A 20,202-nucleotide genomic window follows, 5' to 3' on the forward strand; every position below is an offset into this window, starting at 1 on the left:
CGCCCCAGGTGGCTTGGCTGCCTGGGGCGCGCGTTTTGCGTATCAGGGGCGGCGTTGCTGGAACATCCATTCCCGCCAGGGCTTGGCGGTCAACAGTTCCGGCGCGATGCGGTGGTCCATGCCGTCGTAAGTGATGAAGATCGGATGACCGCCGGCCGCGGCCAGCGCCTGGGCCCACACCTGGCTGCCTTCGTAGGGATTTTCCTTGTCGGCCGTCCCGTGCATCAGCATGAGCGGAATGCTGGCCAGGGGCTTGGCCAGCGACCGTTCAGGCGGCACGCCCGACATGGCCACGATGGCCGCGAAGCGGTGCGGCGAGGCGACGGCGGCATCCAGCGCGGCCGATGCCCCCATCGAGAAGCCCACCGCGTAGATGCGCCGGGTGTCCACGGGATGGTGCCTGGCGATGTCGTCGACCAAGCGCATGACGTCGGCCAGGTCCAGACCCGGTTTCGAGATACGCACGTCGTGCGCGTCCTTGGTGTAGTTGGCCGTGCGGCCCGGTGTCTGCGGCACCAGCACATACGCCGGGAAATCGCGGCGCGATGCCTCCGTGCCGAAGGTACGGGTGAAGGCGTTCAGGGGCGACAGATTATCCGTGCCGATGCCGCCCGAGCTATGAAAAATCACCACTAATGGGTATTTTTTGCCGGCGTCCTTGCCGCTCGCGGGCAGCGGAGAAACCAGCCGGTAGGGCAGCGCCGGCTTGCCCGAGCGCGCGAATTCGCCCGGCACGAAGGCATCGATCGGGGCCTGTTTGAAGGTTTCAACGGTTTGCAGCTGTTCTGCGGTGGGGGCGAACGCGGCGTGCGACGCCTGCACGCTGCCCGCGGCGGCCCAGGCACTTGTCGACAGCAGGCCGGCAATCAGGGCAAGGGCGGCCAGGGCCGGACGGGGGGCAGTTCCAGAATGGCGCATGTTGTGGGTGCTCTCTTTTCAGTGCTGCTGCTCTGTTTTGTGAAATGACTCGCGCCGCATTCTAGATCGCCCAATGCAAAAAGGCCTTCACTTGCGTGAAGGCCTTTCAAAAATTCTGGTGGCGCATCCCTGATTCGAACAGGGGACCTGCGGATTATGATTCCGTCGCTCTAACCGGCTGAGCTAATGCGCCATCTTTCCGTTGCGTAAAACCGTAGTTTCAAGCTTCAGTTCCAAACGAAGCTGAGCAACGAAGAACGAAATTCTAGCATGAAATTTTTTGGCAATGCAACTGGGTGGGGGCGTTTTTTTATCCCCCCGCCTCAGGCATCCCGCGCCAGCCGGATCCCCGAAAACTGCCACCTGGCCTCCGGCGGGAAGAAATTGCGATAGCTGGGTCGGATATGGCCGCGCGGGGTGGCGCAGGAGCCGCCGCGCAGCACGTATTGGTTGCACATGAACTTGCCGTTGTACTCGCCCACCGCCCCGGCGTCTGGCGTAAAGCCCGGGTAGGCGTCATAGCTGCTGGCAGTCCATTCCCAGGCGTCGCCATACAGTTGCACGGGGCCGGCGGCCCCGAGCCGGGCGGGGGCGGGGCGAGGGTCGAGATGGCCGTTTTCCAGCAGGTTGGCGCGACTGGTATGGCTGCCGTCGGGCAGTTGCCGGGCGGCGTGCTCCCATTCCGCTTCTCGGGGCAGCCGCACGCGGGCCCAGCGCGCGTAGGCGTCGGCTTCGTAGTAGCTGATATGGGTGACGGGCGCCTGCAGTTCCAGTTCCTGCATGCCGCGTAGCGTAAACACCCGCCAGTCGTCGCGCTGGCCCTCCCAGTAGAGCGGGGCGCGCCAGCCTTCGGCGCACACCCGTTCCCAGCCCAGCGAGAGCCATAATTCCGGGCGCCTGTAGCCGCCGTCGCGAATGAAGGCCAGGTACTCGTGCTGGGTCACCAGCCGGTCGGCCAGGTGAAAGGGCGTCAGCAGCACGTCGTGCGCGGGGCCTTCGTTGTCGAAGCCGAAGCCCTTGCCGTCATGGCCGATGCGCACCACGCCCCCGCTGTAGCGAGTCCAGCCGGCGGGGGTCCCGGGCGGCAGCGCCGGCGAGCCCGAGGCCACGTAGGCCGGCCTGAGCGGGTTGCCCGACAGCATGTGCTTGACGTCGGTCAGGATCAGTTCCTGGTGCTGCTGTTCGTGATTCAGTCCCAGTTCCAGCAAGGCATCGAAGGCTGGATCGTTGCCGCCCAACCGCGAGATCAATTCATGCATGGCGTTGTCGACATGCTGGCGGTAGTGCAGCACGTCCGCCAGTGGCGGGCGCGAGAGCAGGCCTCTTTGGGGGCGCGGGTGCTTGGCGCCGACCGCGTTGTAGTAGGAATTGAACAGCATCCGGTACTGCGGGTGAAACACGGTATAGGGTGGATGGAAATGCGTCAGCAGGAAGGTTTCGAAGAACCAGGTCGTGTGCGCCAGATGCCATTTGACGGGACTGCAGTCGGGCATGGATTGCACCTGGCAGTCTTCGGGACTCAAGGGTGCTGCCAGGGAGGTGCTGGTGGCGCGCACGGCATCGTACCGGTCGTGCTGGCCCGCTTGTCCGGCGGCGTAGGGGCCGTTGGCGGGATGGGTCAGCAGGCAGGCAGGTTCCATGGCGATCCTCCAGGGGCGGGTTGAGGGGGCAGGGCGTCAGGCACGGGCGCTGAATACCGAGAACCAGCCGCGCGCATCCGACCAGTGTTCGACATCGTGATAGCCCGCACTGTGCAGCAGGTCGGTGAAGGCCTGGGGCGTGAACTTGTACGAGTTTTCCGTATGGATGCGTTCGCCTGCCGCGAAGCGCCGTTCGCCGCCGGGCCAACTCACGGTGACGGGGCGCTGCGTCTGCAGGTGCATCTCGATGCGCGACTGCTCGCTGTTGAACAGGGCCACATGGCGCCACTCGCCTATGTCGAAGTCCGAGCCCAGCAACGTGTTGACGTGCCGCAGCAGGTTCAGGTTGAAGGCGCCGGTCAGGTGCAGGGCATCGTCGTAGGCGGGTTCAAGCACTTGCCGGGACTTGACCCGGTCCACACCCACCAGCAAGCCGCCGCCTTCGCATTGACGCCGGATGCGTTGCAGCATGGCGCGCGCGCTGTCCGGGTCGAGGTTGCCGATACTGGACCCCGGGTAGAAGAACAGGCGCTGTTCAGGCGCAATGCCGGCCGGCAGTGACAACGCCTGGGAAAAGTCCTGGCCGATCGCGGTGATGCGCAGGTCCGGGTATGACAGACGGAGCCGCCGCACGGCCGCCTGCAGATAGTCGGCGGAGATGTCGATGGGCACGTAATGGCGGGGGCGCAGGTTGGCGAACAGGCGTTCTGCCTTGACGCAATCGCCCGCGCCCAGGTCTATCAGCGTCTGCACGGGGCCGACACGGCGGGCGATGTCCTGGCCGTGCCGTTCGAATATCTCGGCTTCGCAACGGGTCGGGTAGTACTCGGGCAACTGGGTGATGGCGGTGAACAGCGAAGAGCCGAGCGCGTCGTACAGGTATTTGGGATCGATATGGGCGGGGTGGTCCAGCAGGCCACGGCCCAGTTCGTGCTGCTCGGCGCTGATGGGCTGCGGCTGGGGCGCGAGGAAACTTGGCGCGGCGCCGGCAAGAAGTGCGGAGGGGGAGACCATGCGTTCAGTTCCTTTTTGAGGCGGGTGAAGCGCATTGCAAAGGCTTATTGTGGCGGCCAGAGGGGTTCTGGTGTCAAGTCTAAGCCTCTGAAATGCAATGGACTTTTACGAAATCGAGGGGGCGGCGGCGACGTTCGGCCGGGTGTGTCCCCGTGGGCAACCGCATGCGGGCTGGCCGATGAGGGCCGTGGTCCTCAGCAAGTTCCGCGCCATTGAAATATCGGTTAACGGCTGGTTGCGAAAGCTCGGGCCGGGAGCACGCCGACAAGGTCACAATGGGGGCATGGCCTGGCGGAGCGATGGCTCCGCACCGTGCCGCCCGCATCGCGTGATGGCTTGCGCGCAACCGGGGGCAGGGCAGGCCCAACCCGCAACTACGCAATAGGAGCGACTATGAATAGAAAGAACCAGCGCGCTGAAATGGCCCTGCATCGCGATCGGGTGAGCGACAGCTTGCACGAGCTGCTTGCCGGCACTGAAGACCTTTTGCGTTCGACGGCTTCCTATACGGGTTCGGAAATCGAAGCGGCCCGTTCGCGCCTGAAGCGCCAGTTGGCCGAGGCGCGTGAATCCGCTGGCGATTGGGAAGGCGCCGCGCTCGACCGGGCGCGCCGCGCCAAGGCCTATGCCGACGAATACGTCCATGAAAACGCCTGGAAGTCCGTGGGCGTGGCCACGCTGGTGGGGGTGTTGCTGGGCTGCTGCCTGCTGGCCAACCGGCGCTAGGCAAGGCGCGCCATGAGGCCGCCACCGCTTTACCAACGGGCCGCTTGCGGCCCGTTGTCGTGGCGCGCCGGATGGCGGCGGGGGTTGCGCGCCGCGGCGCTGGCGTGCGTTGCCGCCATGCTGGCCGCCTGCGCCAGCGTGCCCGACGCGCAAGAACGCGCGGCACGCAAGGCGCAGGCAGGCCTGTCGGCCGATGCCGCCCAGGACAGCTACCGGCGCGGCCACGATATCGCCGCCAGCCCGGACACGCCCAAAGATGATTTCCTGGCCCGCCACCTGGCAGTCGAAGAAGCGGTCAGCGGCGCGCCGCTGGTGGCCGGCAATCGGGTACGCCTGTTGGCCGACGGCCCCAGCACCTACCAGGCCATGTTGCGCTCGATCGCTCAGGCGCGGCGCTACGTGCACATGGAAACCTACATTTTTGACGACGACGAAGAAGGCGCGCGCTTTGCCGAGGCCCTGATCGCGGCACGCAATCGTGGTGCCGACGTCGCCCTGATGGTGGACGCGGTGGGCACGATCAAGACGCCCGACGCGCTGTTCCAGCGCTTGCGCGACGCGGGCGTGCAGGTGGCGGTGTTCAATCCCGTCAGTCCCGTCAACGGCAGCCGGGCAGGCTGGTCGCCCAACCAGCGCAATCACCGCAAGATACTGGTGGTGGACGGCAAGGTCGGTTACCTCGGCGGCATCAACGTCAGCGGCGTCTATGCCTCGTCGCCTTCAGGCGGGCGCGGCGGTTCGGGCAGCATGGGCAACAGTCCCGACGCCAAGAATACGGACGCTCGCGCCGCACCCTGGCGCGACACCCACCTGCGCATCGAGGGGCCCGCGGTGACCCAATTGGAAGCCGTGGTGCGCGCGGGCTGGGAATCGCAGGCCAAGGAACCGCTCAAGGGCGGCGGCGAGGTGATCGCGCCGCCCGCCACGGGTCCGACGCGGGTGCGGATACTGTCCAACCAGCCTGACCGCAGCGATGGCTACACGGTCTACCTGACGCTGATGTCGGCGTTTGAAAGCGCGCAGAAGTCCATCCACATCACCATGGCGTACTTCGTGCCGGACCCGGCGTTCGTCGATGTGCTGGTTGCCGCCGCGCAGCGCGGCGTGGATGTGGTGCTGGTGCTGCCGGGGTTCAGCGATTCGTCGCTGGTGTTCAATGCCGGCCGTTCGCATTACGGCAAGCTGCTCAAGGCGGGCGTGACCATCCATGAGCGGCGCGATGCGCTGCTGCACGCCAAGACGGCGGTGGTGGACGGGGTCTGGTCCACCGTGGGGTCCAGCAACATGGACTGGCGCAGCTTTGCCCTGAACTACGAGGTCAACGCGGTGGTGCTGGGGGCGGATTTCGCCACTGAAATGGAAGCGCTGTTCCAGCGCGACGTGGCCGATTCGGTGCGCATCACGCCCGAGGCCTGGCGGGCCCGGGGCGTGGACGACCGGTTCATGGAGTTCTTTTCGCGGATGTTCGAGCGCTGGCTGTAGCGGCCGTCAGGCCGGCGCAGCCTGCGGCGGATGGGCCATCGCACGTTCCTGCGCCAGCGCGGTGCTGATGTCGTGCGTGGGCTGGAACGAATTGGCCTGCGCCATGGCCCAGCCGGCGCGGAACACCTGGTGGCGGAATTCGCCGCGCAGCAGCTCGCCGGGAGCCAGTTCGGGGAACAGCGCCGACAGCAGGCGGATCTCGCTGGACGAGATGCGGCGGGCGATATGGTGCGGCCGCAGCTGGCCCGGATGCGTCAGGCCGGCAGCGGCCAGCAACTCGGCCAACGCATGCAGCGTGTTCTTGTGGAAGTTGGCCACGCGCTGGGCCTTGTCCGGCACCACCAGCGCGCGCTGGCGCAGCGGGTCCTGGGTCGTTACGCCGGTCGGGCATTTGCCGGTGTGGCAGGCCTGCGCCTGGATGCAGCCGATGGCGAACATGAAGCCGCGCGCGGCGTTGCACCAGTCGGCGCCCATGGCCATGACGCGGGCCATGTCGAACGCGGTGATGATCTTGCCCGAGGCGCCCAGCTTGATGCGGTCGCGCAGGTTCACGCCGATCAGGGTGTTGTGCACCAGGCGCAGGGCTTCGCGCAGCGGCGTGCCCACATGGTCGACGAATTCCACCGGCGCGGCGCCGGTGCCGCCCTCGGCGCCGTCGACCACGATGAAGTCGGGCGTGATGCCGGTTTCGAGCATGGCCTTGACGATGGCGAACCATTCCCAGGGGTGGCCCACGCAGAACTTGAAGCCAACCGGCTTGCCGCCCGACAGTTCCCGCAGGCGGGCCACGAACCTCATCAGGCCGATGGGCGTGTCGAAGGCCGAGTGGCTGGCCGGTGAATTGCAGTCCTGCCAGGCGACCACGCCGCGCGCTTCGGCGATTTCGGGCGTGACCTTGCCGGCGGGCAGGATGCCCCCGTGGCCTGGCTTGGCGCCTTGCGACAGCTTGATCTCGATCATCTTCACCTGCGGCGTACAGGCATTCTTGATGAACGCTTCTTCGGAAAACGCGCCGTGCTCGTCACGGCAGCCGAAGTAGCCCGAGCCGATGTTCCAGACCAGGCTGCCGCCCGGCTGGCGGTGGTAGCGGCTGATGCCACCTTCGCCCGTGTCGTGCGCGAAATTGCCTTGGCGCGCGCCTTCGTTCAGGGCCAGCACGGCGTTGGCCGACAGGGCGCCAAAGCTCATGGCCGACACGTTGAAGGCCGACATCGAATAGGGCTGGGTACAGTCCGGCCCGCCGACGGTGACGCGGAAATCGGTATCGCGGATGTGGGTGGGCGACATGGAATGGTTGATCCATTCGTAGCGGTCGCCGTAGACGTCTTCCTGGGTGCCGAAGGGGCGCTTGTCGATCTCGCGCTTGGCGCGCTGGTACACGATCGAACGTTGCGCGCGCGAGAACGGCGATGCCTGGGTGTCGTCTTCCAGGAAGTATTGGCGAATCTCGGGGCGGATGAATTCGAACAGAAAGCGCAGGTTGCCCAGCACCGGGTAATTGCGGCGGATGGCGTGGCGCGTCTGGATCAGGTCGTAGACGCCCAGGGCCCCCAGCATGGCCAGCGGGATGGCGGCCCACAGCCATCCGAGCGAGTCCGTGGCGGCCAGCACGGTGGTCACGGCGGCGCCCGCCAGGGTCAAGATAAAGGCCGTGAAGCGGCCGGCAATCCATTGCATGTCCATCTCCGTGTTGCGGAATGCAGCAACCTTACACCACGGCGGACGTAAAAATGCCCCCTGGCAGGGGGCATTGCTGGAACAGTGTTTTTCAGCAGCTGGATGCCGCGGGCGTCTTTTCGACCGCCAGGCCGAACAGCGGGCGCAGGCGCACGCCCAGGGCGCTGCCCGCGAAAGCGGCCGGCAACCACAGCCAGGCGTGCAGGCTGCCCGACAGGATGCCGCTGAAATACGCGCCAATGTTGCAGCCGAAGGCCAGGCGTGCGCCGTAGCCCAGCAGCAGGCCGCCGATGACCGCGCCGGCCAGCGAACGGGCGGGCACCTTCCAGACAGGCGCGAACTTGCCGGCGGCGCTGGCCGCGGCCAGGGCGCCCAGCATCAGGCCGATGTCCATGACCGTGGTCACGTCCTGGCGCAGCGGCGCGCCCAGGGCGGCCTGCTTGCTCCAGTAGGCCCAGGTGGCCACGTCGCCGCCCATGGCATCCAGCGCCTTGGCGCCCCACAGCGCGAAGGCCGACGTGATGCCCCAGGGGCGGCCGGCCAGCGCCAGCGTGGCGAAGTTCAGTACCACCAGGGCCACGCCGCCCCAGATCAGCGGCCAGGGGCCTTGCAGCAGCGACGCCGGCCGGGCCGTGCGCGAGGCGAACGACACCACGTGGCCGTGGCGGCGTTTTTCCAGGACGGTAGCGATCCAGGCGATCAGGGCAAACACCGCCAGGTTGGCGATGATCGCGGGCGCCAGGCCCCAGGTCTTGATGAGCGAGGTGGGTGCCAGCGCGGGCAGGGTCGACCACCAGCCGAAGTTGGCGGTGGCGATGACCGAGCCGATGATGAAGAACAACAGCGTGACCAGCATGCGCGTATTGCCGCCGCCCACCGCGAACAGCGTGCCCGAGGCGCAGCCGCCGCCCAGCTGCATGCCGATGCCGAACAGGAACGCGCCCAGCAGCACCGAAACGCCCGGGGGCGACACCAGGCCGTTGACGGGCTGGCCGAACAGCGACCCCTGCGCAAGGAACGGGAAGAACAGCAGCACGCCCACGGCCAGCATGAACATCTGCGCGCGCAGCCCGGCGCCGCGGCGATCCGACACGAATACGCGCCACGCCTGGGTGAAGCCGAACGAGGCGTGATAGAGCGCCACGCCCAGCAGCGCGCCAACGATCCACAACGCGCCCTGGCGCCAGCTGACCGTCTGGTTCAGGTACAGGGCGCCGGCCAGCACCAGCAGCAGTGCAATCCAGAGCGGCTTGCGGTTGATCTGGATGGGCGGCAGCGCCGACGGCAAGGGTAGGGTGGAGGCGTGGGTGCTCATGGGCGAGTCCGGGGAAAATCGGTCAGTCAATGCAAACGGGCGCGTCGCCGCACCCGTCATCGTGGATCAAGTCTAAAGGGCAGCGAACATTTCTCAAAGCATCTATTTATGCTTCTTTAATAACTATTAATAATATAGGGGCTCGCCTTGGCGAGCGCTACGAAATCGGGTGGGCGCTGATCCAGGCCACCAGCACGCTGACTGTCAGGACGGACAAGACGGTGGACACCAGGATCGCGCGCGACGTGACGCGGGCGTCGCGGCCATACATCTTGGCCAGCATGAACGGGCCGGTGCCAATCGGCAGGGCGCTCATCAGCACCGCGGTCCAGGCCCACAGCGGCGGCATGGAAAACACCTGGAAGGCCAGCAACGCCGTCACGGCCGGTTGCAGCAGCAGTTTGCCGGCGACCAGCCGCAGCACGCCCGGACCGGCGCTGGCGGTTTCGGTCTGCGCCAGGAACAGGCCAATGGTCACCAGCGCGCAGGGGCTGGCCGACGCGCCCAGCAGTGCTACGTAGCGGTCCACGCCATCAGGCAGCGGCACGCCGGTGCCGGCCCAGGCCAGACCCAGCACCGGTGCGGCCAGCAGCGGATTGCGCATCAGCGCCCGGCCGACCTTCAGCAGCGTGGCGGGCAGGCTGGGCGCCTGTTGGCGGTCGAATTCGATCAAGGCGATGGCCACGCCGAACAGTACGCTGGCCGTCAGCAGGGTGGTGAAGGCCGCGGGCGCCAGGCTTTCGGCGCCGAACAGTGCCAGGCACAGCGGAATGCCCATGTAGCCGGCGTTGGCGTATGAGGCGGCCAGCCCCTCGATGCTGCGGTCGGTCAGGCCGGTGGGGCCGCGCTTGCGTGGCACGAACGACACCAGGAAGGTCACGGCGATGCCGCCGGCGAACGCGCCCACGAAACCCCAGTGCGCCATGCGCGTCAGGTCCACCTGCGTCATGGCGCGAAACAGCAGCGCCGGCAACGACAGGTAGACCACGTAGCGGTTCAGGGCGTCGGTGGCGCCAGCCCCCAGCACGCGCCACCGCGCCGCCAGCCATCCGGTCAGGATCAGCGCAAAGACCGGCAGGGCGGCGGTGATGACGGCATTCATGGCGGCATGAGAGGGGGGGGGGGCGAAAAGCCGGTCATTCTACCGGGCGGACGCCGGCCGCGCGGATCGCGTCACCAGCAGGATGCCCAGCGCCGCCAGCGCCATGCCGGGCCAGGCGAGCGGCGGAATCGGCTCTTGCAGCACCAGCAGGGCGATGACGGCCGTGGTGGGCGGTACCAGGAAGAACAGGGCGGACACGCGGGACGCCTCGCCATGGCGGATCATCGCCAGCAGCAACGTGATCGCGACCAGCGAATTGCCGACCACCAGATAGGCCAGCGAGCCCAGCAGCGGTCCGGTCCACTCGATTTGCATGGGTTCCAGCCACCAGGCCAGCGGTGCGCTCACCAGCAGTCCCACCGTGTATTGCACGGTATTGGACGTGACGGGATGGGTCTGCACCCCGAAGCGCTTTTCGTACAGCGTGCCGCTGGTGATGCACAGCAGGGCGGCCACGGCGAACGCCAGGCCCAGTGGCGACGCCAGGTCGACCGAGGCCTTGGATACGATGACCAGCGCGGCGCCGCACACGCCCAGTCCCAGGCCGGCCCAGCGCCGCGCATCGACGCGTTCGTGCGCGATGGCCGGTGCCAAGAGGCCGATCAGGATGGGTTGCAGCGATGTGATCAGCGCGACGCCGCCGGCCGACATGCCATGCTTGAGTGCCAGGTAGGTAAAGCAGAAATAGCCCGCCTGCAGCAGCAGGCCGACCATGGCCAGGTGGCCCCAGGCGCTGGCGCCGCGCGGCAGCGGCGGGCGCAACGCCAGCAGCAGCGGTGCCAGCAGCAGCAGCACGCAGGCGTAGCGCAGCGCCAGGAAGGTCATCGGGTCGGCATAGGCCAGCCCGACCTTGAGCACCACGAAGCCGCTGGACCACAGCAGCAGGAAAAGCGCGGGGGCGAATTTCAACCAGGCGGGCGTGGCGGCTTGCGGCATGGGCATGGGCGAGGGGAGGCCAGCCGCGATCGTACGCCTGTTTCACCGGGGAGCCATCCCTGCGAAAATGAGGGCAACGCAATCATGGACAGCGGCGACGCGAAGGAAAACAACATGGCCAGCGAAAAACCGGCGGTACGCATCTCTCTGGGAACCTGGGACCGCCTGCGCGACGACGCCTCGTCGGTGCGCTATGAAGTGTTCGTGATCGAACAGAACGTGCCGCCCGAAGTCGAGATGGACGATGACGACGCGGTCTCGGTGCACGCCGTGGCCTATGCCGCCGACGGCACGCCGCTGGGCACCGGGCGCCTGTTGCCCGACGGCCACATCGGCCGCATGGCCGTGCACAAGCGGGCGCGCGGCCTGGGCGTGGGCGGCCTGTTGCTCGATGCCCTGATCGGGCAGGGCCACGGCGACGGCCACCGCATGCTGGTGCTGCACGCGCAAACCCACGCCAAGGGCTTCTACGAAGCGCACGGTTTCCGCGTGGAAGGCGAGGAGTTCATCGAGGCCGGCATTGCGCACGTCGTGATGACGCGGGTGCTGGCTTAAGGCGGGGACCCGGCCCGCGATGCGGCGGGCCGGCGACCTGGCTTCGGGTTGGCGGCAGAGCCGTCAGCGGAAAAGAAAAAACCCCGGTCGCATTCGCGAACGGGGTTTTTCTTGGCGCATCACGACAGGTACCTCGTGATGTAATAATTGGTGCCCAGGAGAGGACTCGAACCTCCACACCTTGCGGCACATGGACCTGAACCATGCGCGTCTACCAATTCCGCCACCTGGGCGCTGTTGCTTCACATTTTGCGGCGCTTGTCGTTGGCTTTTCAGCTAGCGGCTTGCGTTTCGTTTCGTGTTCAGCAGCAGAGGAACGAGATTATGCATACTTTTTTTAAAGTGTGCAAGTCGTGCGGCATTTTTTTCATTTTTTTTGGATTTTTTTTGAAGGCGTCGCTTTCGCTATAGTGTCGCCCCATGTCTCGTACTGTCTGCCTGCGCTGCAAGCGCCCTGAATCCCATTGCCTGTGCGCCTTGATTCCCTCGTTGGCGCCGCGCACGCGCGTGCTGGTGTTGCAGCACCCCAGCGAAGCGCGCCATGCGTTGAACACGGCCCGACTGGCGGTGCTGGGGCTGGCGGGCGCGCGCCGGCTGGTGGGGGAGTATTTTCGGCCCGAGCAATGGGCCGAGCCGGGCTGGGCGTCGCATGTGCTGTTTCCGGGCGAGGGCGCCCAGGTGCTGCAGCCGGGCTGTGCGGCAGCCCGTGGCGGACCGGTGCAGTTGATCGTGCCGGACGGCACCTGGACCCATGCACGCAAGCTGCTGCACATCAATCCCGAATTGGCCGCGCTGCCGCGAGTGATGCTGCCCGCCGGATTGACGACGCGCTATCGGGTCCGGCATGCCGACATCCCCGGCGCCCTGTCCACCATCGAAGCGGTAACCCATGCGCTCAATGCGCTGGAGGCGCCGCACCACTTCGATGCCTTGCTGCGGCCGTTCGAAGCGCTGATCGACGGGCAGATCGAAGGCATGGGCGCGGACCTGTATGCACGCCATCACCTCAATAGAAAGGTGCCCCGGCGCTGAGCGGGCGTGGCGGGGATAGGGCGCCAAACATGCTGGGGCGCGCCGCAAAGCAAAAGCCCCGGCAATCTTTCGATTACCGGGGCCTTCAACTTTTTAATCAACGCCGCTTGCATCGTGATGCCAGCCGCCTTGATCGGAATTCCGTGGTGCCCAGGAGAGGACTCGAACCTCCACACCTTGCGGCACATGGACCTGAACCATGCGCGTCTACCAATTCCGCCACCTGGGCACTGAGAGATTTCGGTAAAGACTTTGTGATACGCTGCCGCTCAGTTGCATGGGTTTTGTTTTTCACATTACCGATGCTGCCGGTGCAGTCAGAAATCACAAAACAGTATGTAGTTAAAAAATCAATCTACAATCCGTCTCGACCACTTCTGCTTCAGTGTTCAGCCTTGGGCGAACCACAGAAGCTGCGCATTATATACGGAAAATTTAGCTTTGGCAAAACGATCGAATAACGAATCGAACAACAACAGATCCACTCCGTTGCCGGAAGCGCCGCCTGACTTCGACCCCGATGTCCCGTCCCGTGAAGCCATCCTGAAAGCGCTGCGATCCGCGGGGGCGCCGTTGTCACCCGTGGAGCTGGCCGAGCGCATGGGCGTGGAGCGTCCCGCGACGCTGGTGGGTTTCGAACGCCGCCTGGGCGCCATGGAGCGCGACGGCCAGTTGATGCCCAACCGCAAGGGTGTCCTGCTGCTGGCGACCAAACTGGATTTCGTCGCCGGCAAGGTGCTGGGTCACCGCGACGGTTTCGGTTTCCTGTTGCGCGACGACGGCGGGCCGGACCTGTTCCTGTCGCCGCGCGAAATGCTCAAGGTACTGCATGGCGACCGCGTGCTGGTCAAGCCCACGGGCGAATACCGGGGCAAGCCGGAAGGCACCATCGTCGAAGTCATCGAGCGCCGCACCAACAAACTGGTGGGGCGCTTCCTGCATGAGCACGGCCTGTCCATCGTGGTGCCTGAAGACCAGCGCATCAAGCACGACATCCTGATTCCCCCCAGCGACACCAATGGCGCCCAGCATGGGCAGGTGGTGGCGGTCGAGATCATGGAGCAGCCCACCCGCCATACGCAGCCGCTGGGCCGCGTAGCCGAAGTGTTGGGTGAAATCGATGATCCGGGCATGGAAATCGAGATCGCGGTGCGCAAGTTCGACGTGCCCGTGGAATTCTCGGAAGCCGCGCGCAAGCAGGCCGCCCGCCTGCCCGACGTGGTGCGCAAGAGCGACCTGAAAGATCGCGTCGACCTGCGTGACGTGCCGCTCATCACCATCGATGGCGAAGATGCGCGCGACTTCGACGACGCCGTCTACTGCGAAGCCGTCGAACTGGGTACCGGCCAGCGCAAGCGTCCCGGTTGGCGCCTGCTGGTGGCCATTGCCGACGTCAGCAATTATGTGCGTCCCGGCGACGCCCTGGACGACGACGCGGTCGAGCGCGGTACCAGCGTGTACTTTCCGCGCCGCGTGATACCGATGTTGCCCGAATCGCTGTCCAACGGCCTGTGTTCGCTGAACCCGGACGTCGACCGCCTGGTGCTGGTCTGCGACATGGTGATCCCGGCGACCGGCGCCAAGGCCGGCACGGTCACGGCATACCAGTTCTATAACGCGGTCATGCATTCGCACGCCCGCACCACCTATACCAATATCTGGGCAGCGCTGCAGCAGCCTGGCGGTCCGGCCGCCCATGCCATGCGCGCCGTCATGCCGCAGGTGCAGAGCCTGTACGAGCTCTATCACCTGCTGTCGCAGAGCCGCAAGAAGCGCGGCGCCATCGACTTCGACACGGTCGAGACCAAGATCGTCTGCAACGAGCTGGGCCGCATCGAACAGATCGTGCCGTCGGTGCGCAACGATGCCCACAAGCTGATCGAAGAGTGCATGCTGGCCGCCAACACCTGCGCGGCCGACTTCATGACGCGCAGCAAGCATCCCGGCCTGTACCGCATTCACGAAGGCCCGACACCCGAGCGCCTGCAGTCGCTGCGCGAATTCCTGCGCACCATGGGCCTGTCGCTGGGCGGGGGCGAGACGCCCACGGCCAAGGACTATGGCGATTTCCTGGATTCGGTACGTGGTCGTCCCGACTACCAGCTGCTGCAGACCATGTGCCTGCGCTCGATGCAGCAGGCCATCTACAGCCCCGATAACCTGGGTCACTTCGGCCTGGCCTATCCCGGCTACAGTCACTTCACCTCGCCGATCCGTCGTTATCCCGATCTGCTCACGCACCGCGTGATCAAGGCCCTGCTGGCCGGGCAGCGCTACGTGCCCAGCCTGGAGGACCAGCCGGTCGTCATCGGCCGTACCCAGCGCGAGCACGAACACGCCATCTGGGAAAAGATGGGCCTGGTGCTGTCGGCCAGCGAACGCCGCGCCGACGAGGCCTCCCGCGATGTCGAGGCCTGGCTCAAGTGCTGGTTCGTCAAAGAACGCGTGGGCGAAGACTTCAGCGGTACCGTCACGGGCGTGGCCAGCTTCGGCATCTTCGTCACGCTCGACACCCTGCACGTGGAAGGGCTGGTGCACGTGTCGGAACTGGGCGGCGAATACTTCCAGTTCAACGACGCGCTGCACGAGCTGCGCGGCGAACGCACGGGCATGCGCTATCGCCTGACCGACAAGGTCCAGGTGCAGGTGTCGCGCGTGGACCTGGAAGCGCGCCGCATCGAGTTCCGCCTGGTGCAGGGCACCAGCTTCGACGCCCTGCGCAAGGCGGCGGCCCGCGGCCCCGACGAGGGTCCGCGCCGCGTGAAGAAGGCGGCGGCGCCCAAGCCGGCCGCACTGAAAGGGCAGACCGCCAAGGAGCGGCGCGCCGAGGCCAAGAAGGCCGGCAAGCCGGCCAAGGCCCCCCAGCGCGCCGCGCCGGCCAAGAAAGCCGTGCGCAAGCGCCACTGACCCGACAGCGTCCGGTCTTGCGGCAAGCCCGCGGGCCGGACGTGGGACAAGCGCCCCATAAGGGGTAACATTGCGCCTATGGCCGGACCCGTCCGGCGGCCCGCTCCGCTCTGGGGCGGGTATTCGTTTTTCTAAAGGTATTGCATTTATGGCGTCGACCCAAGTTCTTGCCGGGTTTCACGCGGTGGTCGCGCGGCTGCGCCACGCGCCCGAGTCGATCAAGGATATTTATGTAGAAGCGTCGCGCCGCGACAAGCGCATGCAGACGTTCATCGAACAGGTCGAAAAGGCCGGCTGCCGCCTGCACCCGGTGCCCATGGAACGCCTGGACGGCCTGGCGCGCGGCACCCGCCACCAGGGAGTGGTGGCGCTGGCCGACGAACGCCAGCTGGCGGTCGACGTCGACGAAGTGCTCGATGTCATCGAAGGCCCGCCGCTGCTGCTGATTCTTGATGGCGTGACCGACCCCCACAACCTGGGCGCCTGCCTGCGCACAGCGGACGCCGCCGGCGTGCACGCCGTCATCGCGCCGCGCGACCGCGCGGTGGGCTTGAATGCCACCGTGCAGCGCGTGGCCTGCGGCGCGGCCGATACCGTGCCTTACCTGATGGTCACCAACCTGGCGCGCACGATGCGCAGCCTGAAAGACCGCGGTGTGTGGCTGGTGGGCACCGACGACCAGGCTACCGACAGCATGCACAAGATCGACGCGCGTCAGCCGATGGCCTGGGTCATGGGCGCCGAAGGCGAGGGCATGCGCCGCCTGACTCGCGAAACCTGCGACCAACTGGTCAATATCCCCATGCTGGGTTCGGTCGAAAGCCTGAACGTCAGCGTGGCCAGCGCCGTGTGCCTGTACGAGACCGTGCGCCAGCGCCAGGACTGATCCCGCGCTGTTTTTTTGGTACTTCCTTTTTCGTAGCCCATTCTTTTCCGCGTAGCCCATCATGCACCAGAACGGCTTTACCACCACGATCCTCCATTCCGACCGCCAGCAATCCGTCGAGCACGGAGCGGTGCACAAGCCGATGCATCCCTCGTCCGAGTTCGCCTACGACGACGCCCGCGAGCTGGCCGCGGTGTTCCAGGGCAAGGCGGGGTTCACCTACGCACGCCAGGGTACGCCGACCACCACGGCGCTCGAAGCCAAGATCAACCACATGGAAGGCGGCAAGGGCACCGTCAGCTTCTCCACGGGCATGGCCGCGCTGGCCGCGATCTTCACCACCTTGCTGCGCCGGGGCGATCACCTGGTCTCCAGCCAGTACGTATTCGGCAACACCAACAGCCTGTTCGGGACGCTGCAGGAACTGGGCGTCGAGATCACCTTCGTCGACGCGACCGATTCCGCGCAAGTACGCGCGGCCATCCAGCCCAACACGCGCATGGTGTTCACCGAGACCATCGCCAACCCCGGCACGCAGGTCGCGGACCTGGCCGTCATCGGCGAGATCTGCCGTGAAAAGGGCCTGGTCTATGTCGTCGACAACACGCTGACGTCGCCGTGGATGTTCCGGCCGTCCACCGTGCGGGCTTCGCTGGTCATGAATTCGTTGTCCAAGTACATCGGCGGTCATGGCAACGCGCTGGGCGGCGCGGTGACCGACACGGGCCTGTACGACTGGTCGAACTACGCCAATATCTACGACACCTACCGCAAGGGTTCACCCACCAGCTGGGGCCTGACCCAGATCAAGAAGAAGGGCCTGCGCGACATGGGCGGCACGCTGGCGGCCGAACCCGCGCACCGTATTGCGGTGGGCGCCGAGACGCTGGCGCTGCGCATGGCCAAGCATTGCGCCAATGCGCTGGCGCTGGCGCGCTTCCTGCAAGAGCACCGCGGCGTGGCCAAGGTGCATTACCCCGGACTGGCCAGCCACGCGCAGCACGCGCGCGCCGCGGCACTGTTCGGTTCGCGTTTCGGCGGACTGCTGGGCGTGGAGCTTGCCGACGGCGTCGATTGCTTCGACTTCCTGAACCGCCTGCGCGTCGTGCTGATGGCCACCCACCTGGGCGACACGCGCAGCCTGGCGCTGCCCGCCGCGCACACCATCTACTACGAGATGGGCGCGGAACGCCGCAAGCAGATGGGCATCGCCGACAGCCTGATCCGCGTGTCCGTGGGCATCGAAGACGAAGCCGATCTGCTGTTTGATTTCGATCAGGCGCTCAACGGCTGCCTGCCGGGATAATCCACGGGGAGCGCCGGTGCGTCAGCGCGCCGGCCGAACAGGGCAGGAACCCATGCTGATACAGATTGCCGAAGTCTTCTCTCCGATCGAGGCGGCCGATATCCGCCGCCGCCTGGACGCTGTCGACTGGGTCGACGGCAAGGTCACGGCGGGCTACCAGTCCGCCGAGGTCAAGCGCAACCGCCAATTACCCGAACAGCATCCGCTGGCGCAGGAACTGGGCAACCTGATCCTGCAGCGCCTGGCAGTCAACAACCTGTTCATGTCGGCGGCCTTGCCGCGCAAGATCTTCCCGCCGCTGTTCAATCGCTACGAAGGGGGCGAGGCCTTCGGCTATCACGTCGACAACGCCGTGCGTGGCATCACCGGCACGGCCGAACGCGTGCGCACCGACCTGTCCGCCACGCTGTTTTTCTCGGACCCTGATTCCTATGACGGCGGCGAGCTGGTCATCGACGATACGTACGGCCCGCGCGCCGTGAAGCTGCCTGCCGGGCACATGGTGCTGTATCCAGGCACCAGCCTGCACAAGGTCAACCCGGTGACGCGCGGCGCCCGCGTGAGCTCGTTCTTCTGGATGCAAAGCCTGGTGCGCGAAGACAGCCAGCGCGCCTTGCTGCTCGACATGGACGTGGCCATACAGCGCTTGAACCAGGACACGCCGGGCCATGCGTCGATCGTTCAGCTCACCGGCATCTATCACAATTTGCTGCGCCGCTGGGTCGACGTCTGACGCTGTTCCAGAACGCGTTGCGGGGGTGTCGCGCAAACCCCGAAATGCGCGTTTTTGTTTATTGCGAAAAGACCTAAAAGCTAGTATTGGTGCGGGTTGTGGTGAGGTTTTCGCTTGACAGCCGCTCTACGCCAAGGCCTAATACACGTCTGCGTCGCTGACGGTTTGAGGGCTTGAAAGTCCTTGAAACCCAAGCGGCGCAGCAGTTTAAAAGTTGTGCTTTGCAGCGCAAGAAAAAGTTTATCCACTAGTCTGTTCGTCGTTTGTCGGGTCTTCGCGTCAAGTCGTGGCCTTCCCATGACAGCCATGAACTGCACTCCCGGCAGACTCCATACCTTGTGAGGGGTACACCTGAATGAACAAAACCGAACTCATCGATCACATCGCCAGCAAGGCCGATATCTCCAAGGCTGCCGCCGGTCGTTCGCTCGACGCCCTGATCGGTGCCGTCAAGACCACCCTGAAGAAGGGCGGTACGGTCACCCTGGTGGGCTTTGGCACGTTTGCCGTGTCGGCTCGCGCAGCTCGCACCGGCCGCAACCCGCGCACGGGTGAAACCATCAAGATCAAGAAGGCCAAGGTGCCGAAGTTCCGTCCGGGCAAGGCCCTGAAGGACGCCGTCAACTGATTGACGCCATGGCGAATCCCGCGGCTCCGGCGCCCGGTGATTTGCCGACAGGTACGCGGTCCGGTATACTCCGGCCCGCGTATTGCTTTTGAGTACCCCGGCAGGCGTTTTTCGCAATTGATGATGATGTTCCCTCATGTCAACGCGAAAGCCGCAACCAAGACGGGTGCTTAGCTCAGTTGGTAGAGCGGCGCCCTTACAAGGCGTAGGTCACAGGTTCGACCCCTGTAGCACCCACCAGAAGCAGTCAGCGGTCTTGCACCGCCAAGCCGATCCAGAACCCGCACACGTCGCCGTGGCGGGTTTTTTGTTTTGCGCGCGATTCATCGGGCCAGCCCATGGGGGCCGCCCGCCTGGGCGCAACGATGCAGCGGCATCGGTCCCAGGTTGAGCGACATCAAGAGTGTTACTCTGTTCCACCTGAAATATGGCGTGCGAATCATTCGCATTTAAGATATGATGTTCGGCTTGTACCGGTCAGCCGGCGGCGCCTTCGGGCGCGCGTCTTTTTTCTGGCTGGCCAGATAAGTTAATGCACCCTGGCTGATTCATGCCTAGCTTTCAACGTGGTTTGAACTCTACTCCGACGTCTTCATTTGGTATTCGCGCAGGCGCTGGCCTGGCGGTCGTTGCGCTACATGCCGCAGTGGTCTATGCCATTTACATGGCACCCGCAAGCCGTCCTGAATTGGAGGAACCCGAGGCCATCATGGTGAGCGTGGTCGACGCACCCATTCCCCAGATCGCCAAAGCCGAGCCCACACCGGAACCGCCGCAGCCGGTCGTCGAAACGCCGCCGCCGCAGCCCGAGGTCGAACCCGAGCCCGAACCCGAACCGGAACTCAAGCCCGAGCCGGAACCCGAGCCCGAGCCCGTCGTCGAGAAGCCGCCGATGCCGGCGCCCAAGCCCAAACCCAAGCCGAAACCCAAACCCCAGCCCAAGCAGGAAGCCAAGCCCGAGCCCAAGAAGGAAACGCCGCCCGTGCAGACGCCGCCGGCCGGCGCGCCCGAAGGCACGCAGGCGCCGCAGGGCCCCCAGCAGGGTCCGCCGCCGGACCAGCCGGTAATGGTGTCCAGTATCGAATTCCAGGGCGCGCGGCCCATGCCCAATTACCCGATGGCTTCGCGCCGCATGCGGGAAGAGGGGCGCGTGGTGGTGCTGGTGGAAATCAATACCCAGGGGCTCGTCGAGCGGGCGACCATCGACGCGTCTTCGGGGTTCCCAAGGCTTGACGAATCGGCGCTGGCCGCTGCCCGCAAGGGCCGTTTCAAACCGTATACCCGCAACGGCGTGGCTTACCCCGCCAAAGCAAAAATTCCGTTCGATTTCGTAATGAGGAACTGA

Annotated in this window: 17 protein-coding genes and 4 tRNA genes; 11 read left to right on the forward strand and 10 right to left on the reverse strand. The window is 65.7% G+C overall.

The annotated features are described in order from the left end of the window. Positions 1 to 42 precede the first annotated feature (42 nt). From AC6LJ2_RS21770 to egtD, 4 genes are all read right to left on the reverse strand, one after another. Entirely contained in the window at positions 43 to 918 is an 876-nt protein-coding gene (locus AC6LJ2_RS21770; protein WP_498152168.1) for a carboxylesterase family protein, read from the reverse strand. Between the two features lie 116 nt (positions 919 to 1,034). Beyond that, positions 1,035 to 1,111: transfer RNA gene (locus AC6LJ2_RS21775), tRNA-Met, on the reverse strand. Between the two features lie 130 nt (positions 1,112 to 1,241). Next, positions 1,242 to 2,558, reverse strand: coding sequence for an ergothioneine biosynthesis protein EgtB (egtB, locus tag AC6LJ2_RS21780; protein ID WP_263914957.1), 1,317 nt, complete (start codon positions 2,556 to 2,558; stop codon positions 1,242 to 1,244). 36 nt (positions 2,559 to 2,594) lie between these two features. Further along, entirely contained in the window at positions 2,595 to 3,572 is a 978-nt protein-coding gene (gene egtD / locus AC6LJ2_RS21785; protein WP_498152169.1) for an L-histidine N(alpha)-methyltransferase, read from the reverse strand. 393 nt (positions 3,573 to 3,965) lie between these two features. On the opposite strand from egtD, the gene AC6LJ2_RS21790 reads away from it, so the two are divergent. Together AC6LJ2_RS21790 and AC6LJ2_RS21795 are read left to right on the forward strand one after the other, a co-directional pair. Next, positions 3,966 to 4,298 (forward strand): ElaB/YgaM/YqjD family protein, encoded by a 333-nt coding sequence (locus AC6LJ2_RS21790; protein ID WP_263914959.1) that lies wholly within the window; start codon positions 3,966 to 3,968, stop codon positions 4,296 to 4,298. Between the two features lie 117 nt (positions 4,299 to 4,415). After that, positions 4,416 to 5,780, forward strand: coding sequence for a phospholipase D-like domain-containing protein (locus AC6LJ2_RS21795; RefSeq protein ID WP_498152170.1), 1,365 nt, complete (start codon positions 4,416 to 4,418; stop codon positions 5,778 to 5,780). A 6-nt stretch (positions 5,781 to 5,786) separates the two neighbouring features. Here the strand turns inward: AC6LJ2_RS21795 and AC6LJ2_RS21800 are convergent, their stop codons facing one another. From AC6LJ2_RS21800 to AC6LJ2_RS21815, 4 genes are all read right to left on the reverse strand, one after another. After that, complete coding sequence (locus tag AC6LJ2_RS21800) at positions 5,787 to 7,457, reverse strand: FMN-binding glutamate synthase family protein (protein ID WP_263914961.1); 1,671 nt, start codon at positions 7,455 to 7,457, stop codon at positions 5,787 to 5,789. A gap of 91 nt (positions 7,458 to 7,548) precedes the next feature. Continuing rightward, the gene (locus AC6LJ2_RS21805; protein ID WP_445658548.1) at positions 7,549 to 8,772 is read right to left on the reverse strand and encodes a YeeE/YedE family protein; all 1,224 of its coding nucleotides are present in this window, start codon (positions 8,770 to 8,772) and stop codon (positions 7,549 to 7,551) included. Between the two features lie 157 nt (positions 8,773 to 8,929). Next, complete coding sequence (locus AC6LJ2_RS21810; RefSeq protein ID WP_445658549.1) at positions 8,930 to 9,874, reverse strand: AEC family transporter; 945 nt, start codon at positions 9,872 to 9,874, stop codon at positions 8,930 to 8,932. 39 nt (positions 9,875 to 9,913) lie between these two features. Continuing rightward, a complete protein-coding gene (locus tag AC6LJ2_RS21815; RefSeq protein ID WP_263914990.1) occupies positions 9,914 to 10,810 on the reverse strand; it encodes a DMT family transporter in 897 nt (298 codons plus the stop codon). Between the two features lie 114 nt (positions 10,811 to 10,924). Here AC6LJ2_RS21815 and AC6LJ2_RS21820 point away from each other — a divergent pair, with 114 nt between their 5' ends. Further along, positions 10,925 to 11,365 (forward strand): GNAT family N-acetyltransferase, encoded by a 441-nt coding sequence (locus AC6LJ2_RS21820; protein WP_445658550.1) that lies wholly within the window; start codon positions 10,925 to 10,927, stop codon positions 11,363 to 11,365. Between the two features lie 148 nt (positions 11,366 to 11,513). On the opposite strand, the gene AC6LJ2_RS21825 is transcribed toward AC6LJ2_RS21820, so the two are convergent. Next, a tRNA-Leu gene (locus AC6LJ2_RS21825) sits at positions 11,514 to 11,598 on the reverse strand. Between the two features lie 187 nt (positions 11,599 to 11,785). On the opposite strand from AC6LJ2_RS21825, the gene AC6LJ2_RS21830 reads away from it, so the two are divergent. After that, entirely contained in the window at positions 11,786 to 12,397 is a 612-nt protein-coding gene (locus tag AC6LJ2_RS21830) for a tRNA-uridine aminocarboxypropyltransferase (RefSeq protein ID WP_263914965.1), read from the forward strand. A gap of 144 nt (positions 12,398 to 12,541) precedes the next feature. Here AC6LJ2_RS21830 and AC6LJ2_RS21835 read toward each other — a convergent pair. Then, positions 12,542 to 12,626 (reverse strand) — tRNA-Leu (locus AC6LJ2_RS21835). A gap of 212 nt (positions 12,627 to 12,838) precedes the next feature. Between AC6LJ2_RS21835 and rnr the strand changes: the two genes are divergently transcribed. The 7 genes from rnr to AC6LJ2_RS21870 all read left to right on the forward strand — a co-directional run bounded on the left by rnr (position 12,839) and on the right by AC6LJ2_RS21870 (position 20,202). Further along, positions 12,839 to 15,304, forward strand: coding sequence for a ribonuclease R (gene rnr / locus AC6LJ2_RS21840; protein ID WP_263914966.1), 2,466 nt, complete (start codon positions 12,839 to 12,841; stop codon positions 15,302 to 15,304). Between the two features lie 148 nt (positions 15,305 to 15,452). Further along, positions 15,453 to 16,190, forward strand: a complete 738-nt coding sequence (gene rlmB, locus AC6LJ2_RS21845) for a 23S rRNA (guanosine(2251)-2'-O)-methyltransferase RlmB (protein WP_175194733.1) — start codon at positions 15,453 to 15,455, stop codon at positions 16,188 to 16,190. 61 nt (positions 16,191 to 16,251) lie between these two features. Beyond that, positions 16,252 to 17,496 (forward strand): cystathionine gamma-synthase family protein, encoded by a 1,245-nt coding sequence (locus AC6LJ2_RS21850; RefSeq protein WP_498152171.1) that lies wholly within the window; start codon positions 16,252 to 16,254, stop codon positions 17,494 to 17,496. 52 nt (positions 17,497 to 17,548) lie between these two features. After that, positions 17,549 to 18,229, forward strand: a complete 681-nt coding sequence (locus AC6LJ2_RS21855; protein ID WP_498152172.1) for a Fe2+-dependent dioxygenase — start codon at positions 17,549 to 17,551, stop codon at positions 18,227 to 18,229. 355 nt (positions 18,230 to 18,584) lie between these two features. Next, positions 18,585 to 18,857, forward strand: coding sequence for an HU family DNA-binding protein (locus AC6LJ2_RS21860; RefSeq protein ID WP_003812968.1), 273 nt, complete (start codon positions 18,585 to 18,587; stop codon positions 18,855 to 18,857). Between the two features lie 164 nt (positions 18,858 to 19,021). Next, positions 19,022 to 19,097, forward strand: a tRNA-Val gene (locus AC6LJ2_RS21865). 310 nt (positions 19,098 to 19,407) lie between these two features. Beyond that, a complete protein-coding gene (locus tag AC6LJ2_RS21870; protein WP_263914969.1) occupies positions 19,408 to 20,202 on the forward strand; it encodes an energy transducer TonB in 795 nt (264 codons plus the stop codon).

The organism is Achromobacter sp. 1014246743 (assembly GCF_059760725.1).